The 13557-nt window shown below is 59.1% G+C and carries 14 protein-coding genes; 3 read left to right on the forward strand and 11 right to left on the reverse strand.

Annotated elements, in window-relative coordinates; translation table 11 throughout:
• Positions 1–5: 5 nt before the first annotated feature.
• Complete coding sequence (gene wecB, locus JTF07_RS11115) at positions 6–1169, reverse strand: non-hydrolyzing UDP-N-acetylglucosamine 2-epimerase (protein ID WP_204234339.1); 1164 nt, start codon at positions 1167–1169, stop codon at positions 6–8.
• A 239-nt stretch (positions 1170–1408) separates the two neighbouring features.
• Here wecB and wecC point away from each other — a divergent pair, with 239 nt between their 5' ends.
• Both wecC and JTF07_RS11125 read left to right on the forward strand, forming a co-directional pair.
• A complete protein-coding gene (wecC, locus tag JTF07_RS11120) occupies positions 1409–2668 on the forward strand; it encodes a UDP-N-acetyl-D-mannosamine dehydrogenase (RefSeq protein ID WP_204234340.1) in 1260 nt (419 codons plus the stop codon).
• A 51-nt stretch (positions 2669–2719) separates the two neighbouring features.
• Positions 2720–3913 (forward strand): PucR family transcriptional regulator, encoded by a 1194-nt coding sequence (locus JTF07_RS11125; protein WP_204234341.1) that lies wholly within the window; start codon positions 2720–2722, stop codon positions 3911–3913.
• 4 nt (positions 3914–3917) lie between these two features.
• Here JTF07_RS11125 and JTF07_RS11130 read toward each other — a convergent pair whose 3' ends face one another.
• The 8 genes from JTF07_RS11130 to JTF07_RS11165 form a co-directional block, all read right to left on the reverse strand.
• Positions 3918–5249 (reverse strand): TRAP transporter large permease, encoded by a 1332-nt coding sequence (locus tag JTF07_RS11130; protein WP_252199791.1) that lies wholly within the window; start codon positions 5247–5249, stop codon positions 3918–3920.
• Between the two features lie 6 nt (positions 5250–5255).
• A complete protein-coding gene (locus JTF07_RS11135) occupies positions 5256–5825 on the reverse strand; it encodes a TRAP transporter small permease (protein WP_204234343.1) in 570 nt (189 codons plus the stop codon).
• Between the two features lie 15 nt (positions 5826–5840).
• Complete coding sequence (locus JTF07_RS11140) at positions 5841–6875, reverse strand: substrate-binding domain-containing protein (protein WP_204234344.1); 1035 nt, start codon at positions 6873–6875, stop codon at positions 5841–5843.
• A gap of 40 nt (positions 6876–6915) precedes the next feature.
• Positions 6916–8046, reverse strand: a complete 1131-nt coding sequence (gene solA, locus JTF07_RS11145) for an N-methyl-L-tryptophan oxidase (protein ID WP_204234345.1) — start codon at positions 8044–8046, stop codon at positions 6916–6918.
• 435 nt (positions 8047–8481) lie between these two features.
• Positions 8482–9297, reverse strand: coding sequence for an ABC transporter ATP-binding protein (locus JTF07_RS11150; RefSeq protein WP_204234346.1), 816 nt, complete (start codon positions 9295–9297; stop codon positions 8482–8484).
• Complete coding sequence (locus JTF07_RS11155; protein ID WP_252199750.1) at positions 9290–10141, reverse strand: ABC transporter permease; 852 nt, start codon at positions 10139–10141, stop codon at positions 9290–9292. The genes JTF07_RS11150 and JTF07_RS11155 overlap by 8 nt, the downstream gene beginning before the upstream one ends.
• 75 nt (positions 10142–10216) lie before the next feature.
• Positions 10217–11449, reverse strand: coding sequence for an FAD-dependent oxidoreductase (locus JTF07_RS11160; protein ID WP_204234348.1), 1233 nt, complete (start codon positions 11447–11449; stop codon positions 10217–10219).
• 73 nt (positions 11450–11522) lie between these two features.
• Positions 11523–12314 carry a pyridoxamine 5'-phosphate oxidase family protein gene (locus tag JTF07_RS11165; RefSeq protein ID WP_252199751.1) on the reverse strand — a complete coding sequence of 264 codons (792 nt, stop codon included), beginning with the start codon at positions 12312–12314 and terminating at the stop codon, positions 11523–11525.
• 224 nt (positions 12315–12538) lie between these two features.
• On the opposite strand from JTF07_RS11165, the gene JTF07_RS11170 reads away from it, so the two are divergent.
• Complete coding sequence (locus tag JTF07_RS11170) at positions 12539–12865, forward strand: rhodanese-like domain-containing protein (protein ID WP_096167848.1); 327 nt, start codon at positions 12539–12541, stop codon at positions 12863–12865.
• A 27-nt stretch (positions 12866–12892) separates the two neighbouring features.
• Here the strand turns inward: JTF07_RS11170 and JTF07_RS11175 are convergent, their stop codons facing one another.
• Complete coding sequence (locus tag JTF07_RS11175) at positions 12893–13234, reverse strand: cupin domain-containing protein (RefSeq protein ID WP_204234349.1); 342 nt, start codon at positions 13232–13234, stop codon at positions 12893–12895.
• A complete protein-coding gene (locus JTF07_RS11180) occupies positions 13231–13521 on the reverse strand; it encodes a DUF4287 domain-containing protein (protein ID WP_204234350.1) in 291 nt (96 codons plus the stop codon). The genes JTF07_RS11175 and JTF07_RS11180 overlap by 4 nt, the downstream gene beginning before the upstream one ends.
• Positions 13522–13557 lie beyond the last annotated feature (36 nt).

Here is a 13557-nt window from a genome sequence, read left to right on the forward strand (position 1 = left end):
GCCAGTCAGTCGGCGAAGACGGCCGCTGGTGAGAACTCATCGATTCTCTCACCGACTCCGAGCAGTGCTTCGATCGCGGCTACGGAACGTGCTGCTCCACGCCCGTCACCGTAGGGGTTTACCGCTCTGGCCATGGAATCGTAGGCCACGGAATCATCGAAGAGTCGGGCCACCTCGGCGACGATGAGGTTCTTGTCGGTTCCGACCAGCTTCACGGAACCGGCGTCGACGGCTTCGGGGCGTTCGGTGTTCTCGCGCATGACAAGGACGGGCTTACCGAGGCTTGGAGCCTCCTCCTGAATGCCACCGGAGTCCGTGAGGACCACGTCGGATGCGGCCATGACCGTTGTGAACTCACCGTAGGACAGTGGCTCAGTGACCAGGACATTCTCGAACTTGTCGACTCGGGGAAGCACTGCTTCGCGCACAAGCGGGTTGCGGTGTGCGGGCAGGAGGATGAGGAGGTCGGGCCGTGACTGTGCAAGTTCAGCCAGGGCGTCGCCGATGTTCTCCATTGCCGAACCGAGGTTCTCTCGGCGGTGAGTGGTGACCAGCAGTTTCGGCCGGTCGGCAGCCACGTAGTCTGCGACGATCGGGTCCGTCGGTGCCACATTCATGTCCACTGCGAGGTGGAGTGCGTCGATGACGGTGTTGCCGGTGACGACGACGTCGGCGGGGCTGATGCCCTCGGCGAGGAGATTGTCTCGCGAACGCGGGGTCGGTGCGAGGTGGAGCGCTGAGAGTTGGCTTGTCAGCTTTCGGTTCGCTTCTTCGGGGAAGGGGCTGTGGAGATTGCCCGATCGCAGACCTGCCTCGAGATGGATGACCGGGATGCCGCGGTTGAACGCCGCGATCGAGGCCCCCATCACCGTCGTCGTGTCGCCTTGGACGAGGACGGCGTCCGGTGCGGTCTCTGCCAGGGCTGCGTCGAGTTCTGCAATGACGCGTGAGGCGATGCCGTTGAGAGTCTGGCCCTTCGACATGATGTTGAGATCCGTGTCGGGCACGATGCCGAAGAGGTCGTTGACCTGGTCAAGCATCTCCCGGTGCTGCGCGGTGACAAGGGTGAGGGAGTGCAGGGAGCTGCTGGCTTCGATGGCGCGGATGAGGGGCGCCACCTTGATGGCTTCCGGCCTAGTGCCGAAGACAGTGAGGACTGTGGGGGTCAAAAGCACTCCTGGTCAAGAGAACTGGGTGCGCCGTAGGGTTCACGGACGAATAGTCTTCATTATCCCATCACGTTTGTCGCGCAATCTCGCAGTGATTATCGACCCTTTGCCGCTCGTTCACTCACTATTGTCCGGATCGCCACTCGAAGTGCCTTTCTGTCGACCATTCTGATGTAGTTGCCCATTCTGCGATTCGGGTAGCATCAGAATCTGTTCAGCAACAGTTTGGAGCACCATCCATGAACGCTATCGCCCTTAACAACCGACCTTCGGTCGCAGTGATCGGTCTCGGTTACATCGGTCTGCCGACTGCCGCGGTCCTCGCCAGCTCTGGGGCGGATGTTGTGGGGGTGGATATCAACCAGGATGCCGTCGACGTCATCAACGCCGGCCAGGTGCCATTCGTCGAGCCCGATATGGCGACGACTGTTGCCGGTGTCGTCTCCCAGGGCTACCTCCAGGCGACGACGGTGACTCCGCACGCGGACAACTACATCGTTGCCGTCCCAACGCCGTTCACCGATGGCAAGAAGCCTGACCTGTCCTACATCGAAACCGCGGGCAAGCAGATCGCACCGCTGCTCGAGGGTAATGAGCTCATCATCCTCGAATCGACGTCACCTCCCGGTGCAACCGAGTTCCTCGCCGAGACGATCCTCACCGTTCGCCCGGACCTCACGCTCAAGCCTGGCAGCGCCCAGTCGATCTACTTCGCCCATTGCCCAGAACGCGTTTTGCCGGGGCGCATCATGATCGAGCTGCGCACCAACGACCGCATCGTCGGCACTCTCAACGGTGAGGCCGGCGAACGGGCGCGTGAACTCTACGAACTTTTCTGCGAGGGCGAGTTCCTCATGACAGATGCTCGGACGGCAGAGATGGCGAAGTTGACAGAGAACGCCTACCGCGACGTCAACATCGCCTTCGCCAATGAGCTGTCGATGATCGCCGATGGCCTCGACATCAACGTCTGGGAACTCATCCGACTGGCCAACCACCACCCTCGGGTGAACATTCTGCAGCCCGGTCCCGGAGTTGGTGGCCACTGCATCGCCGTCGACCCCTGGTTCATCGTGGCCACAGATCCTGAACGCTCCTCCCTGATCAGGACCGCCCGCGAGGTCAATGACGCCAAGCCGGGCTTCGTCCTCGACAAGCTGTTGCCCCAGGCTAAGCGCATTGCCGATGTGCAGATCGCAGCACTGGGGTTGGCATTCAAGCCAAATATCGACGATCTACGGGAGAGCCCTGCCCGGCAGATCGTGGGTCGTCTCGCAGACGAGCTCCCACAGGCGAACATCATGGCCGTCGAACCCAACATCGAGGAACTGCCTTCCGAATTGGATGCGCGTAAGAATGTGACGCTGACAGAGATGAACGAGGCCGTTCGTGCCGCCGATATCGTGCTGCTGCTCGTCGACCACAACGAGTTCGTTCGCCTGGACCGGACGCTGCTTGCCCAGAAGATCGTGCATGACACTCGAGGCGTGTGGAGCTGAGGGGGCACCCACACGTATAGCTCGGGGAGGCCGACACTGTAGATTCGGCTTATGTTCATTGCAGACCCGGTTCTTGAGGTCGTTGAAGACCTTGCTGAACGCATTCAACGCAGCGTCGCCGTCGACGATGCTGAACTCAACTACCTTTCGCACAGCACCCACCGTTTCGGTGACGAGGACCAGCTGCGACTGCGTTCCATCTCCGAGCGCCAGTTAATCGCACCAATCCGCGAGTACGTGATGTCGATGAACTTGGAGAAGGTTCGCGAACCGATCTGCATCCCGGCAACGCATGATCACGGATTCGACCGCGACAGACTCCTCGTGCCGATCCGCTCATCACACAGACTGGTCGGGGTGATTTGGATCATCCACAAAGCGACGCTTTCGGAAGAGGAGCACAACGCTTGCATTCAAGCTGCTGAGCATCTTTCCAAGCTCATTTCGACCTCAGACGACGAAATCAAAGAAGCTGTCTTCGAACGTGTACTGCACGATCTTGTCTCTGGGAGCGAAACGTCGCGGCATATGGCCGCGGAGGCACTGCACTCACGAGATCTCTTCAATTCTGGACGTCCAGTCCTGGCGATCGCCACAGCGCGCGGCGACTCCACCGAGCTGTCTGCCGAGGAACGACAGGGGCTGCGCCATGCCTGGGCTGACGCCGAACAGCGGAATCGCTCGCAGGTCTTCTCTGCGACTGGTCGCACGCATGGTTTCGGCCTACTCGAACTTTTGCCGGAGACATCACACGACGATGTAGTCCGCGCCTGCGAATCCATCAGGACGCAGGCTTCGGCTCACCTGCCCGAACACTGTGGTGCCCTGCATTGGGGTGTCGGGGCTCAGCGGGAATTCGACGGCGTCCGCTTCGCCTATCGTGAATCGCTCTCGGCCATTCGCATCGGAATCCGCCAGGGCAGGCCCCTCAGCCTTTGGGAAGACCAGCCGCTGGATGCCTTTCTCGATTCTGCTGTGCCGGAAACGATACCGGTAGAGCAACTCCCCCCGTTACTTCGCGAGACGATCCGAACAATCAGTCCAGAAATACTCGACACTGTCTCCACTTACCTCGACTTTGCGGGCGGTGCCGCGCGAGTGTCAGAAAAACAGCACCTCCACCGTGCAACGGTCTACTACCGAATTAAACAGTTCGAGAAGCAATCCGGCCTCGACCTAAGGTCAGGTCGAGACCGGCTACTCATTCATCTGTGGTTCCAGCTGCGCGAGCGCTTCGAAGAATGACGTGTCATTGCGGGGTGTATCCGAGGACCAGCTCCGGCAACCAGAGAGACAGTTCCGGAACGAACGTCGTCAGCCCAAGAGTGGGAATCCAGCCGACGGCGATCATCAGCAGAGTTGGCTTCATCATTTCATTGATCGGCGCCCGTCCCAGCTGCGAACCGAAGTACAGCAAGGGCGCCGTAGGCGGGGTGATATTAGCCATGCCGAGGTTCACACCGACGATCGCTGCGAAGTGAATCGGGTCGACTCCGATCCCTACCGCGACGGGCAACAGGATCGGAGTGACGAGGAGGACCCCACTGACGTCGTCGATGAGCATTCCGAGGATGACGATAAAAAGGTTGATCATGAGCAGGATGATGACAGGCTGTTCCGAAATGGAGAGTAGTACCGAGCTGATGGCATCGGGCAGCCTTTCCATGGTGAAGATCCGCGACAGCACCATCATCGAATAGGCCATGATCATCACAACACCGGTGGTCGCAGCGCCCTCGACCAGCACATCTTTCAGGTCTCTGACCTTGAGCTCACGATAGACCCACAAACCCAACGGGATCGTGTAGATCGCGGCTACAACGGCAGCCTCAACGGTGGTGAGAATGCCGCTGTAGATGCCGCCGAGGATGATTACCGGCAGAAGAAGCGCGGGAATTCCAGTCACCGTGCGCTTGCCGAAGGTGCGCGCAAGTTGCTTTGTCGGCACCGGCTCAAGAACCACGCCCCCTTTCCTGCCTACGTTCACCTGTTGGCGCGAACCGGCACGCATGTATACCAAGGTGACTACGCTAAGCAGCACCGTAAGAATGATGCCTGGAAGCAGCGTCGACAGGAATGTGGCAAGAACGGAGACGTTGGCCAACCACGCGTAGAGGATCATGATTCCGCTGGGAGGAATAAGCAGACCAAGGATGGAGGCATTGGCCAGCAACGCCGCAGCGAAACCGCGCGGGTACCCGGCTCGATGTAGCTTACCGAACATGATCGAACCGATCGTCGACAGCGCCGCGAGGGCGCTACCAGAGATCGAACCGAAGATTGCGCAGGCTAAAACCGAGGCAACGCCTAGACCACCTTTGATGCGACCGAGTAACACTTCGGCCCATTTGACGATGACATCGCCGACTCCGCCCTTTTCGATGAGCTTGCCGGCGATGATGAACATCGGGATAGCTAACAGCAACGTCGAATTGAGCTGGCTGAACCCATAAGGAAGGAGGAAGTTCGGGTCATACCCGAGGGAGAGGACGAGGAACACCGCCACCCCGAGGAACGTCCAAACGACCGGGACGCCAAGAGCAAGGAGAACGATGAGAAGAATGAGACCGATGAGCAGCATAGACAATCAGTTTTCCTTCTCTTCATAGGCATTGATGCCCTCTGCGGAAGCCTCAACATCGACTGATTCAGACCGCTCGGCGGATCCGGTGCGGAGGGTCGTGATCTCTGAAAAGAGATTCACTGCGGTGTAGAAGGTCATCAGCACGAATCCAACGAGTACCGCCACCTGCACCGTGATAAGTGGAATCTCGTACACCGAGGTGCTTTTGGGACGGGAGAGACCATGTTCGACATAGAGAAAGGCCCACCAGCTGAGGATCAATCCGATGGCGACGCTGATCACCGCAACTATTGCCCGTATGGCCCCTTTTACCCTCCTATTCCGAATGTAGGACTGAAGGACATCTGCTGAAATGTGGGTCCGTTGAGCACTGGCGTACGAAGCACCGATGAAGTACATCCAGAGGGTCGGAATTAGGATGAGTTCGCTCAGGCCCAGCATCGTTGTCTCGAATACATAGCGAAGTATTACCTGTGCGAAGAGCCCGATGATCACGCAGGCGCAGCAGATGAACATGATCCATCGCTGTGCAGAGATTAGACCTTTTGCTCCAGAGGCGAGAAAAGTCGTCATTGATATAGCCCTTCCTCACGCGCTCGGAGGCGTGTAGTCGAAGCCCATCTCGGTCGAGAGTTCTTCGATCATCTTCACTTGGCCGGGGTCGCCGAGGATCGACCATGCGGACTTCCGAGCGTGCTCGGCGAAGCTCTTCAGGTCGGCATCGTCGAATTCGACCACCTCGATGCCTTCGTCCGCCATCTTTTTCCGGTAGGTTACCTCAGCATCTTTCGAGATATCGAAGCTGTTTTTGGTCATTGTCTTCCCAGCCTCCCTGAGAACATCCTGATCTGCTGGAGACAGCGATTCGAATGTGGGGCGATTGATCAGTAGATGGGTCGCTTCGAACATGTTGTTGTACTGGTAGTAATGGGTGATGACATCCTTGAACTGCAAGTAGTTGACCAACGGATGTCCACCTGTCCAACCGTCTACAGCTCCCGTCTGTAGTCCCTGATAGACATCGGCGTATGCCATCGATACCGTGCCAAATCCCATCGATTTCGCATGCCCTGCGGAAATCGGTATCTCTGGCACCCTCAACATGACGTCCTTGTCGGCTCCCATCTCGGCCGGAGAGGACACGGGGCGGTTGGTCGCGATGCCTCCGAAACCTTCTGCGAACAGCCCAAGGAGTTCGATATCTTGAGCACGATGGATCTCCCTCAACTGCTGTCCGAGCAGCGAGTCGAGTGTGAAGTAGCGATACACGTCCGAGTAGTTCGTGAAGAGGTAAGGCAGAAACTGGATCTCAAGTCGATTGTCGAGGCTGGTCGGGGTCGAGATCAGTCCCATGTGCATGGTTCCCTGCCCGAGCTCGTCATACATCAATGTGTAGTCACCGAGCTGGTTGTTCGGGTAGATCTCCATTCGAACTCGGCCTGACGTCCCTTCCTCGACAGTCGTCGCCATCTTCTGCAATTCGGTAGTGTTCGGATGCTCGTCATTGTTTTGACCAGCTACGCGGAGAATGAGCGCACCATCATCGTCCGAGCTAGCGCATCCTCCAGTTGCCAGACCGAGTGCAATTGCACCGGCCGATGCGAGCAGTTGTCGACGTTTCATCGGGGGTTCCTGCTCCTTCGAGCGTAGGAGAACAGCAAAATCATGCTGAGAATCGGGCGGGAGAGAGATGCCCGATCGAGTGTGAAGTTGAACCTGACATGGCCAGGTCCTTTGCGATTTCGCCCATTACAGGGGCCATCTTGAATCCATGGCCGGAATAGCCGCCGAGAACGAAGACTTGACTGCTTCCGGGGACGGGTCCGACGAGCGCATGTTCATCGCTGGTGTAGGCATCCATGTGGACGGACACCCGGGACGGGGTGGTCCGCAGTCCGGGGTGGCACCTTGCAACTTCTCTGTTGATTGCGTCGAGTTCGGCCAGGTCGACATCCCGGTGCAACTGCTCGGGGACGACGACGTCACCGAAGGTGTTCACACTGCCGATCTTCGTCATCGTTCCTTCCAACGAAGGAATACCGAATGTCTGAATTTCTCCTCCGACCCTCCCGAATGCCGGAAAGGCGTCCGGAGTGTACTCGTGGAGCCGATCTGACAGATACCAAGTCATCACTATCTTCTTCGACACCAAATGAGCGGAGAACTGAGGAAAGACGCGGGCAGTCCAGGGCCCCGCCGTGACGATCACTTTGTCGAATTCGTGGACTGCACCACCCGCAGTGATCTGGACGCCCGCAGGTATTTCGTCGATCGCTTCGACCTCCGTATGGTCATGGATCGTCGCGCCCAAGGCCGCCGCGCGCTCGGCCGCGGTGAGGACAGCCAGTTCTGGTCGGATGACGCCTCCTTCACGATCGAGGACAGAGATCTCTCCGTCCTCGAGCCGATGCTGAGGATAACAAGCCATCGTTTCGGCGCGGTCAAGAATTACATGATCGATCTCGAAGTCTTCTACCGAGCGAATGACGTTGGCAATGCGAGGGTCTTCTCGGGGACCGATCATCAAGGCGCCGTTGAGTGTGAGAAGGCTCTGCCCAGTCTCAGCTTCGAGCTCTCGCCACAATCGGCGAGAGGCCTTGAGCAGAGGGACATAATCGGCTCCCTCCATATAGGCGGTGCGAAACATCCGTGATTCGCCGCCCGCGGCCGACCGTTCGTGGGCAAGTCCATACTGTTCGAAACCAACTGCGTCGATGCCCGCCTTCGCCAACTGCCAGAGCGCCATGCTCCCCATTGAACCGATTCCGACGACCGCGACTCTAGGGCTACTCATTCTTCTGTTCCTCCTGTGGGCCACAAGCTCGTGTGCCTCGTCTTCGATGGCACCTTCACTCATCGAAGCAGAAAGAATCCTTGACGTCATCAGTCAGTCGTCAAAACCTGGTCGCACCGAATTCGACAATTGTTGTAATTGCGTGCCAGGTGCTCCGCAATCTAGACCGTTTAAGCAGTATGTGATGAATTGCCAGTCGACACCGAGCCTCCCGAAAACGCTACCGTCATATCAATAGGATTGGTCGTCCTCGCCTCGAACATCAGTGCTCTGCCCATCGACTCCCCCAATTTCGACCAGTTTGATCATTCACTACTCGCGCAGAAAGACACGGTGAAACTCGGCAAGGAGCTGCTGGCTAGTCTCAAATCGTGCTGTGAATGCTGATAGGTGCCTGGTCAAACGACCGGGCACCTATCAGCATTCACAGCAGGGTCAGTCCTTCTGCGCCTTTGTGAAGGCCTGATATTCCTTGATGACGTCCGCCGCCGGACCGTCGGAACGCAGGACACCCTGCTCGATCCACAGCGCACGGTTGCACGTGTCCTTGATCGTGCGCATCGAGTGCGAGACGAGGAAGACCGTACCGGCGTTCTCTCTGATCGCACGGATTCGGCCCTCGGACCGGTCACGGAACTTCTTGTCACCGACGTTGAGTGCCTCATCGACGATGAGGATCTCGTGCTGGACCGAAGTCGCGATGGCGAACTTCAGTCTCTGGGACATGCCCGAGGAATAGGTGCGCATCGGCAGATCGATGAAATCGCTCAGTCCGGTGAACTCGACGATATCGTCGAACTTCTCCTCCACCTCGGGGCGGGTCAGCCCCAGTGCCAGGGAACCGAGAACAATATTGCGCGCACCAGAGAGATCAGGAATCAACGCTGCGCCGACGCCGAGGAGGTTCGGCCTCGAGGTCGCGTAGATCGCGCCTTCCGAGGTGGGCGTCAGTCCCGTGATGGAACGCATCAGCGTGGACTTGCCGGAACCGTTGGAACCAATGACACCGATGGATTCGTTCTTGTGGGCGACGAAGCTGACGCCCTTAAGGGCATGGACCTCGCGAAGTCCGCGCCGCTTTGTCATCACGTCTTTGCTGCCGAGCTTGAGCTTCTTACCCGTCGCCAAGGTCTTGTAGCGGACGTGAACGTCGTCGCAGACCACAACGGGCGGATGGTTCTTCGTCACGTCGGGAAGACTGCCGGTGTCGTAGACAACGTCATTGGATTCGAGATCGTCATTGTCACTCATCGCGACCGAACCTCTCCTCGGCCTGCCAGAAGAAGACGAAGCCGATGATGAAGATGCCGAAGGCCCAGATGGCCAGGTGCCAGAAATAGTCGTAGGGGATGACGCCATCCTTCATGAGGATTCCACGAGCAATAGCCAACACGTTGTTCAACGGCTGCCAATCGGCGTAGGGCTGCAGAGCGGGGTTGATCTTCTCAACCATGACCTTGAGGTCGAAGAAGACACCGGAGGTGTAGAAGATCATCCGCGAAATGAAGGGAGTGACCTGAGAGAGGTCACGGAAATGGACAGTAGCGCGGGCGAAGATGAAGGCCACGCCCTGGTTGAAGATCCAGAACAGGATGACGAGTGGGATGAAAAGGAACCAGTCCCAGCTGGGCCTCGCCCCCCACAGCATGACAAGGAGTGCCATGAAGATGAAGGTGGGGATGAAGTTCAGCAGGTTCTGAAACACCGTGGCAATGGGCAGAACGATGCGCGGGAACGGCAGAGACTGCACAAGGGATGCGTTCGAGATGATCGACTTCGCACCGCCGTTCATCGAGGTGTTGAAGAACTCGAGGACGAAGACGCCGATGATGACGAAGGGAGCGAAGTCCGGAGGACGCGCGGTGGCGCCCTGCATGATGAAGCCGAAGACCGTGCCGTAGATGAGCGCGGAGAATGCGGGTCGCAGAAGCACCCAGAGCATTCCGAGGCGGTTGCGTTCGTTCTCACTCTGCATCCGGTACTTGGCGAGAGTGTAGGTGAAGTCGCTGCGAGTGATCAGCTGCTTGATGTACTGAGGCAGTGACGGCCGACCGCCGACTCTTTCGAGCCCATGCTCCTCAGCTAGCTTAGCCATATCCATGTACAGAAGTTTCTCTCGTCGGCGACTGGGGCGAACACAGGAAGTCTACGTGATGAGGGTGGCCGATTCTCACAGTCGACTATGAGCCTTGAAGTCGAAATCAGGGTCGTCGATCTGGGCCCGAGTCGGAATGTTATTACCTGCCAGTATTCGACGGGCGGCTGCCTGCATGGGCGGCCAGTTGAGAGTCTCGACACCGACGAGCCGTGCATCTGGGCCAGATCCATCGAAGTGGAAGACCTGGAATTTCTTGCCGCTCGGATCGTGTCTGATGATCGCTTCGGTAGCATCGGTGCTGGTCAGGCCTGCAGTGAAGACCTTTTCCGGGCCTTGGAAACTCCAGTGCCACGGGATATCAGACCAGGGTTCGGCTTTGCCGGCCACGTCGGTACTCAGCAGTTCGGCGAGGTATTTGCCGTGGCTTTCGGCCACCGGTTCGCAAGCCCAGGGATGGTCAAGGGCGAAGGTACCGTCGGTGATCTGCGCGCAATCACCTGCCGCCCAGACGCCTGGGTGAGATGTTGCCAATTTCTCATTCACCTCCCACGCCTCGGCGGGTCGGAGGCCATCGATGGGAATGAGGGCTGGGCGGGCTCCGACACTGGTGACGAACAGGTTGTGAATGTCTGCCGGGATCTCGTCCGGGCTGCTGGTGTGGGCAATGAACGTCACGCCGGCTTCTTTGTGCTTCTCAAACAGTGCCTTGCGCACTGGTGCAGATAGTTGCTTTCGCAGGGGTTCGTCGCCGCGCAGGTAGACGGTGGCTTCATGTCCAGCGGCGACCGCCGAGGTCGCCACTTCCATGCCCAGGTACCCGGAGCCCAGGACGCCGACGTTGAGCGGGGCACCAGATTCGGCGACGAACTCACGGATCCATTCGGCCTCGGCCAGGTTGTACACGGGCAGGGCATCCGGGTAGCCGGGGATCTCCGGCCGGTTCGCCTCCATGCCCGTGGCGAGGATGCAGTGGGTGAAGTCCAGAGTCTCCCCCGACGCCAAGTGGACGGTGCCTGCTACTGGGGTACCGCCGGTGGGACCGGCCTGCTGGGACTGGGCCGCCGCCTCGGCGAGCGTGATCTCTGTGGCCTTGTCACGAACGAAGGTGATGAACTCACCAGCTTCCAGGTGGAAGGGCAGGTGGTACCGGGAGTCGTCGAAGAGGTGCTTCGACAGGGGCGGCCGTTCGCTGGTCTCCCCCGCGGCCGGGTCGACGAGCGTGACCGCCCGACCGCGTTCGCTGAGCTCCCGGGCGGCGGTGGTTCCGGCTAGCCCTGCACCGATGATGACGATCCTCTTTGCCATGTCTCCATGCTAGACCGCAAGCAACGAAGTGTGGTGTGAGATGAGACGCTGCAGTGTTCAACACGGCCTGGGCTCAGAGTTCTGTGGTGCTGCTGCCTCCCCCGGTGCGCTGTCCCGTGACCTTGGCCTTGACGATCTGGGCCAAGCCCGCGACCTTGCCGCCCTTGAGACCCCAGTGCTGTGCGGATTCTCCGGTGACCTTGATGAGCCCGAGGTCCGGGTCATTGAGTCCGCCTTCGAACCAGGTGGCAGCTTCCTTGTTCCACAGCTTTGCGAGCTTGGCCTGATCATCGACGAAGTCGACCCGACCGGCCACCGAGAGCCAGTTGCCCGCCTCGGAGACGGCGATATTGACATGCTGATTCTGCAGCAGTGCCGTTGCTTGGTCGCCCTGCAGACCGATGAAGAACCACACGTCACCGTCGTCGGTGACCTCTTGGGGCACCATCGGGTGGGCGAGCAGCTTGCCGTCGTCGAGGGCGGTCGTGAGCATCACATAGCCGCTGTCGCGGAGGATCTTCACGACGTCCTTCTGCTCGAGGGACCCGGTGTCAGCCCCACCTGCTGTATGCGTCGTGTTGCCCGTTGCTGCTGGGCTCGCGTCGGAGTCTTTCTCAGCAGCCTTCACAGCGCTTTCATCGACGGCCGTATGTGAGCCGTCGGGGTTGCGGTGGAGAGTCACACCGATGTCAGCGGCCGTGTCCTGGGCACGGTCTTCGACGTTCTCTTCGGTGTAGCCGACCTGCGTGTGCGATTCGACGTCGGAGGTGCCGCCAAGTGGCTCAGTCGCCTCGTCGAGCTTCGCTGCGGCATCGCGTGCCTTCTTCTCGCCGGTGGATTCGTTGCTTATGTCTCTGTTGCTCATCAACATTCCCTTCACAGACGATTCTTGCCCCAAGTCTCACACGGGGCCGCGAACAACAGAAGAGGGCGCAGAGAAGTTTCCAGGTTTGTCAGGCAACCATCAGACACTGATTCACTCGAGGTCAGATACGTGGCCACGTGTCAATCGGATGAGGTGCTGTGCTCGACGAGGCTGTCGACGGTCGCGGGATGCACGGCGAATGTGCTCATGCCTAGACTGTGAGCATGGATGAAGAATCAGTCTCCGTGACAGAGATCCCCGAAGGCGCTGCCATCATCGACGTTCGTGAGGACGACGAATGGGAGGCCGGACACATCGAGGGCGCACTGCACGTGCCACTGGGCGAACTGCCCACCCGACTCGACGATCTCCCCCTCGATGACGACATGTACGTCATCTGCCGCACCGGCGGACGCTCCCACCGCGCAGTCGCCTGGCTGAGCAACAACGGCTTCGACGCCTATAACGTCGCCGGCGGCATGGGTTCTTGGAACCTCGACCACGGCAAGCCGATCGTGTCGGAAAACGGCGAGGAGCCCTGGGTGAAGTAGAGGTCCCTCGGCAGAGGAGCGCCTCAACTATCCGGCGACGAACTCCTGGATGATCTCCGGAGATGCGTGAATGCACAACATCTGCAGGTTGCCGCCTCCGAAACTGCGGAAACGGTGAACAGTCTCCGCCGCAACGGTGACGATATCTCCTGCATGAGCCTCAAAACTCTCACTGTCAGCCTCGATACGTGCCTCGCCAGCCAGTACCACCCATGTCTCCGTGTACGGATGCCGGTGCAGATCGGGACCCTTCCCCGCTGGCACGTCGACCCAGAAGAAGGAGACATCGGCCCCATGCTCTGCGCCGATGAATTTCGCTGTCGCTGACCCGGGCAACAGCGTCTGATTGCGGTCGGTGATCGTGATCATGCCGGTCTGCTCGCTTTGCCATCGAGCCAGAGGGTGTCCGACTCGTCGCTATGGACCCCCTCTGTGCCGACATGCTTACTGCCGATCTGCGGCCCCTTCTTGATGACGTGGACCAACGCCATGCCATGTCCGCGGCCGAGCCCGTAGTCAGTCTTGAGCCAATCGAGGATTGCCCCGGCCTTCACCGCAGGATCGTCATAGCCGTGAGTCTTGGCGATGTCGATGAGTTCGCGCGGAGTCAGCCCCGTCTTGTCTTCGATGGTGTCGAGATAGGCCTGGAAAGACATGTCATTGTCCTTTTATCGTCGCAGCGCCGGGCTCCA

The organism is Brevibacterium sp. RIT 803 (genome assembly GCF_016892625.1).
Lineage (GTDB): Bacteria > Actinomycetota > Actinomycetes > Actinomycetales > Brevibacteriaceae > Brevibacterium.

Excerpts from the sequence above, each read along its gene's own strand:
- wecC (WP_204234340.1), top strand. The coding sequence starts at position 1,409 with ATGAACGCTATCGCCCTTAACAACCGACCTTCGGTCGCAGTGATCGGT.
- JTF07_RS11125 (WP_204234341.1), top strand. The coding sequence starts at position 2,720 with ATGTTCATTGCAGACCCGGTTCTTGAGGTCGTTGAAGACCTTGCTGAA.
- JTF07_RS11130 (WP_252199791.1), bottom strand. The coding sequence starts at position 5,249 with ATGCTGCTCATCGGTCTCATTCTTCTCATCGTTCTCCTTGCTCTTGGC.
- JTF07_RS11135 (WP_204234343.1), bottom strand. The coding sequence starts at position 5,825 with ATGACGACTTTTCTCGCCTCTGGAGCAAAAGGTCTAATCTCTGCACAG.
- JTF07_RS11140 (WP_204234344.1), bottom strand. The coding sequence starts at position 6,875 with ATGAAACGTCGACAACTGCTCGCATCGGCCGGTGCAATTGCACTCGGT.
- solA (WP_204234345.1), bottom strand. The coding sequence starts at position 8,046 with ATGAGTAGCCCTAGAGTCGCGGTCGTCGGAATCGGTTCAATGGGGAGC.
- JTF07_RS11150 (WP_204234346.1), bottom strand. The coding sequence starts at position 9,297 with ATGAGTGACAATGACGATCTCGAATCCAATGACGTTGTCTACGACACC.
- JTF07_RS11155 (WP_252199750.1), bottom strand. The coding sequence starts at position 10,141 with ATGGCTAAGCTAGCTGAGGAGCATGGGCTCGAAAGAGTCGGCGGTCGG.
- JTF07_RS11160 (WP_204234348.1), bottom strand. The coding sequence starts at position 11,449 with ATGGCAAAGAGGATCGTCATCATCGGTGCAGGGCTAGCCGGAACCACC.
- JTF07_RS11165 (WP_252199751.1), bottom strand. The coding sequence starts at position 12,314 with ATGAGCAACAGAGACATAAGCAACGAATCCACCGGCGAGAAGAAGGCA.
- JTF07_RS11170 (WP_096167848.1), top strand. The coding sequence starts at position 12,539 with ATGGATGAAGAATCAGTCTCCGTGACAGAGATCCCCGAAGGCGCTGCC.
- JTF07_RS11175 (WP_204234349.1), bottom strand. The coding sequence starts at position 13,234 with ATGATCACGATCACCGACCGCAATCAGACGCTGTTGCCCGGGTCAGCG.
- JTF07_RS11180 (WP_204234350.1), bottom strand. The coding sequence starts at position 13,521 with ATGTCTTTCCAGGCCTATCTCGACACCATCGAAGACAAGACGGGGCTG.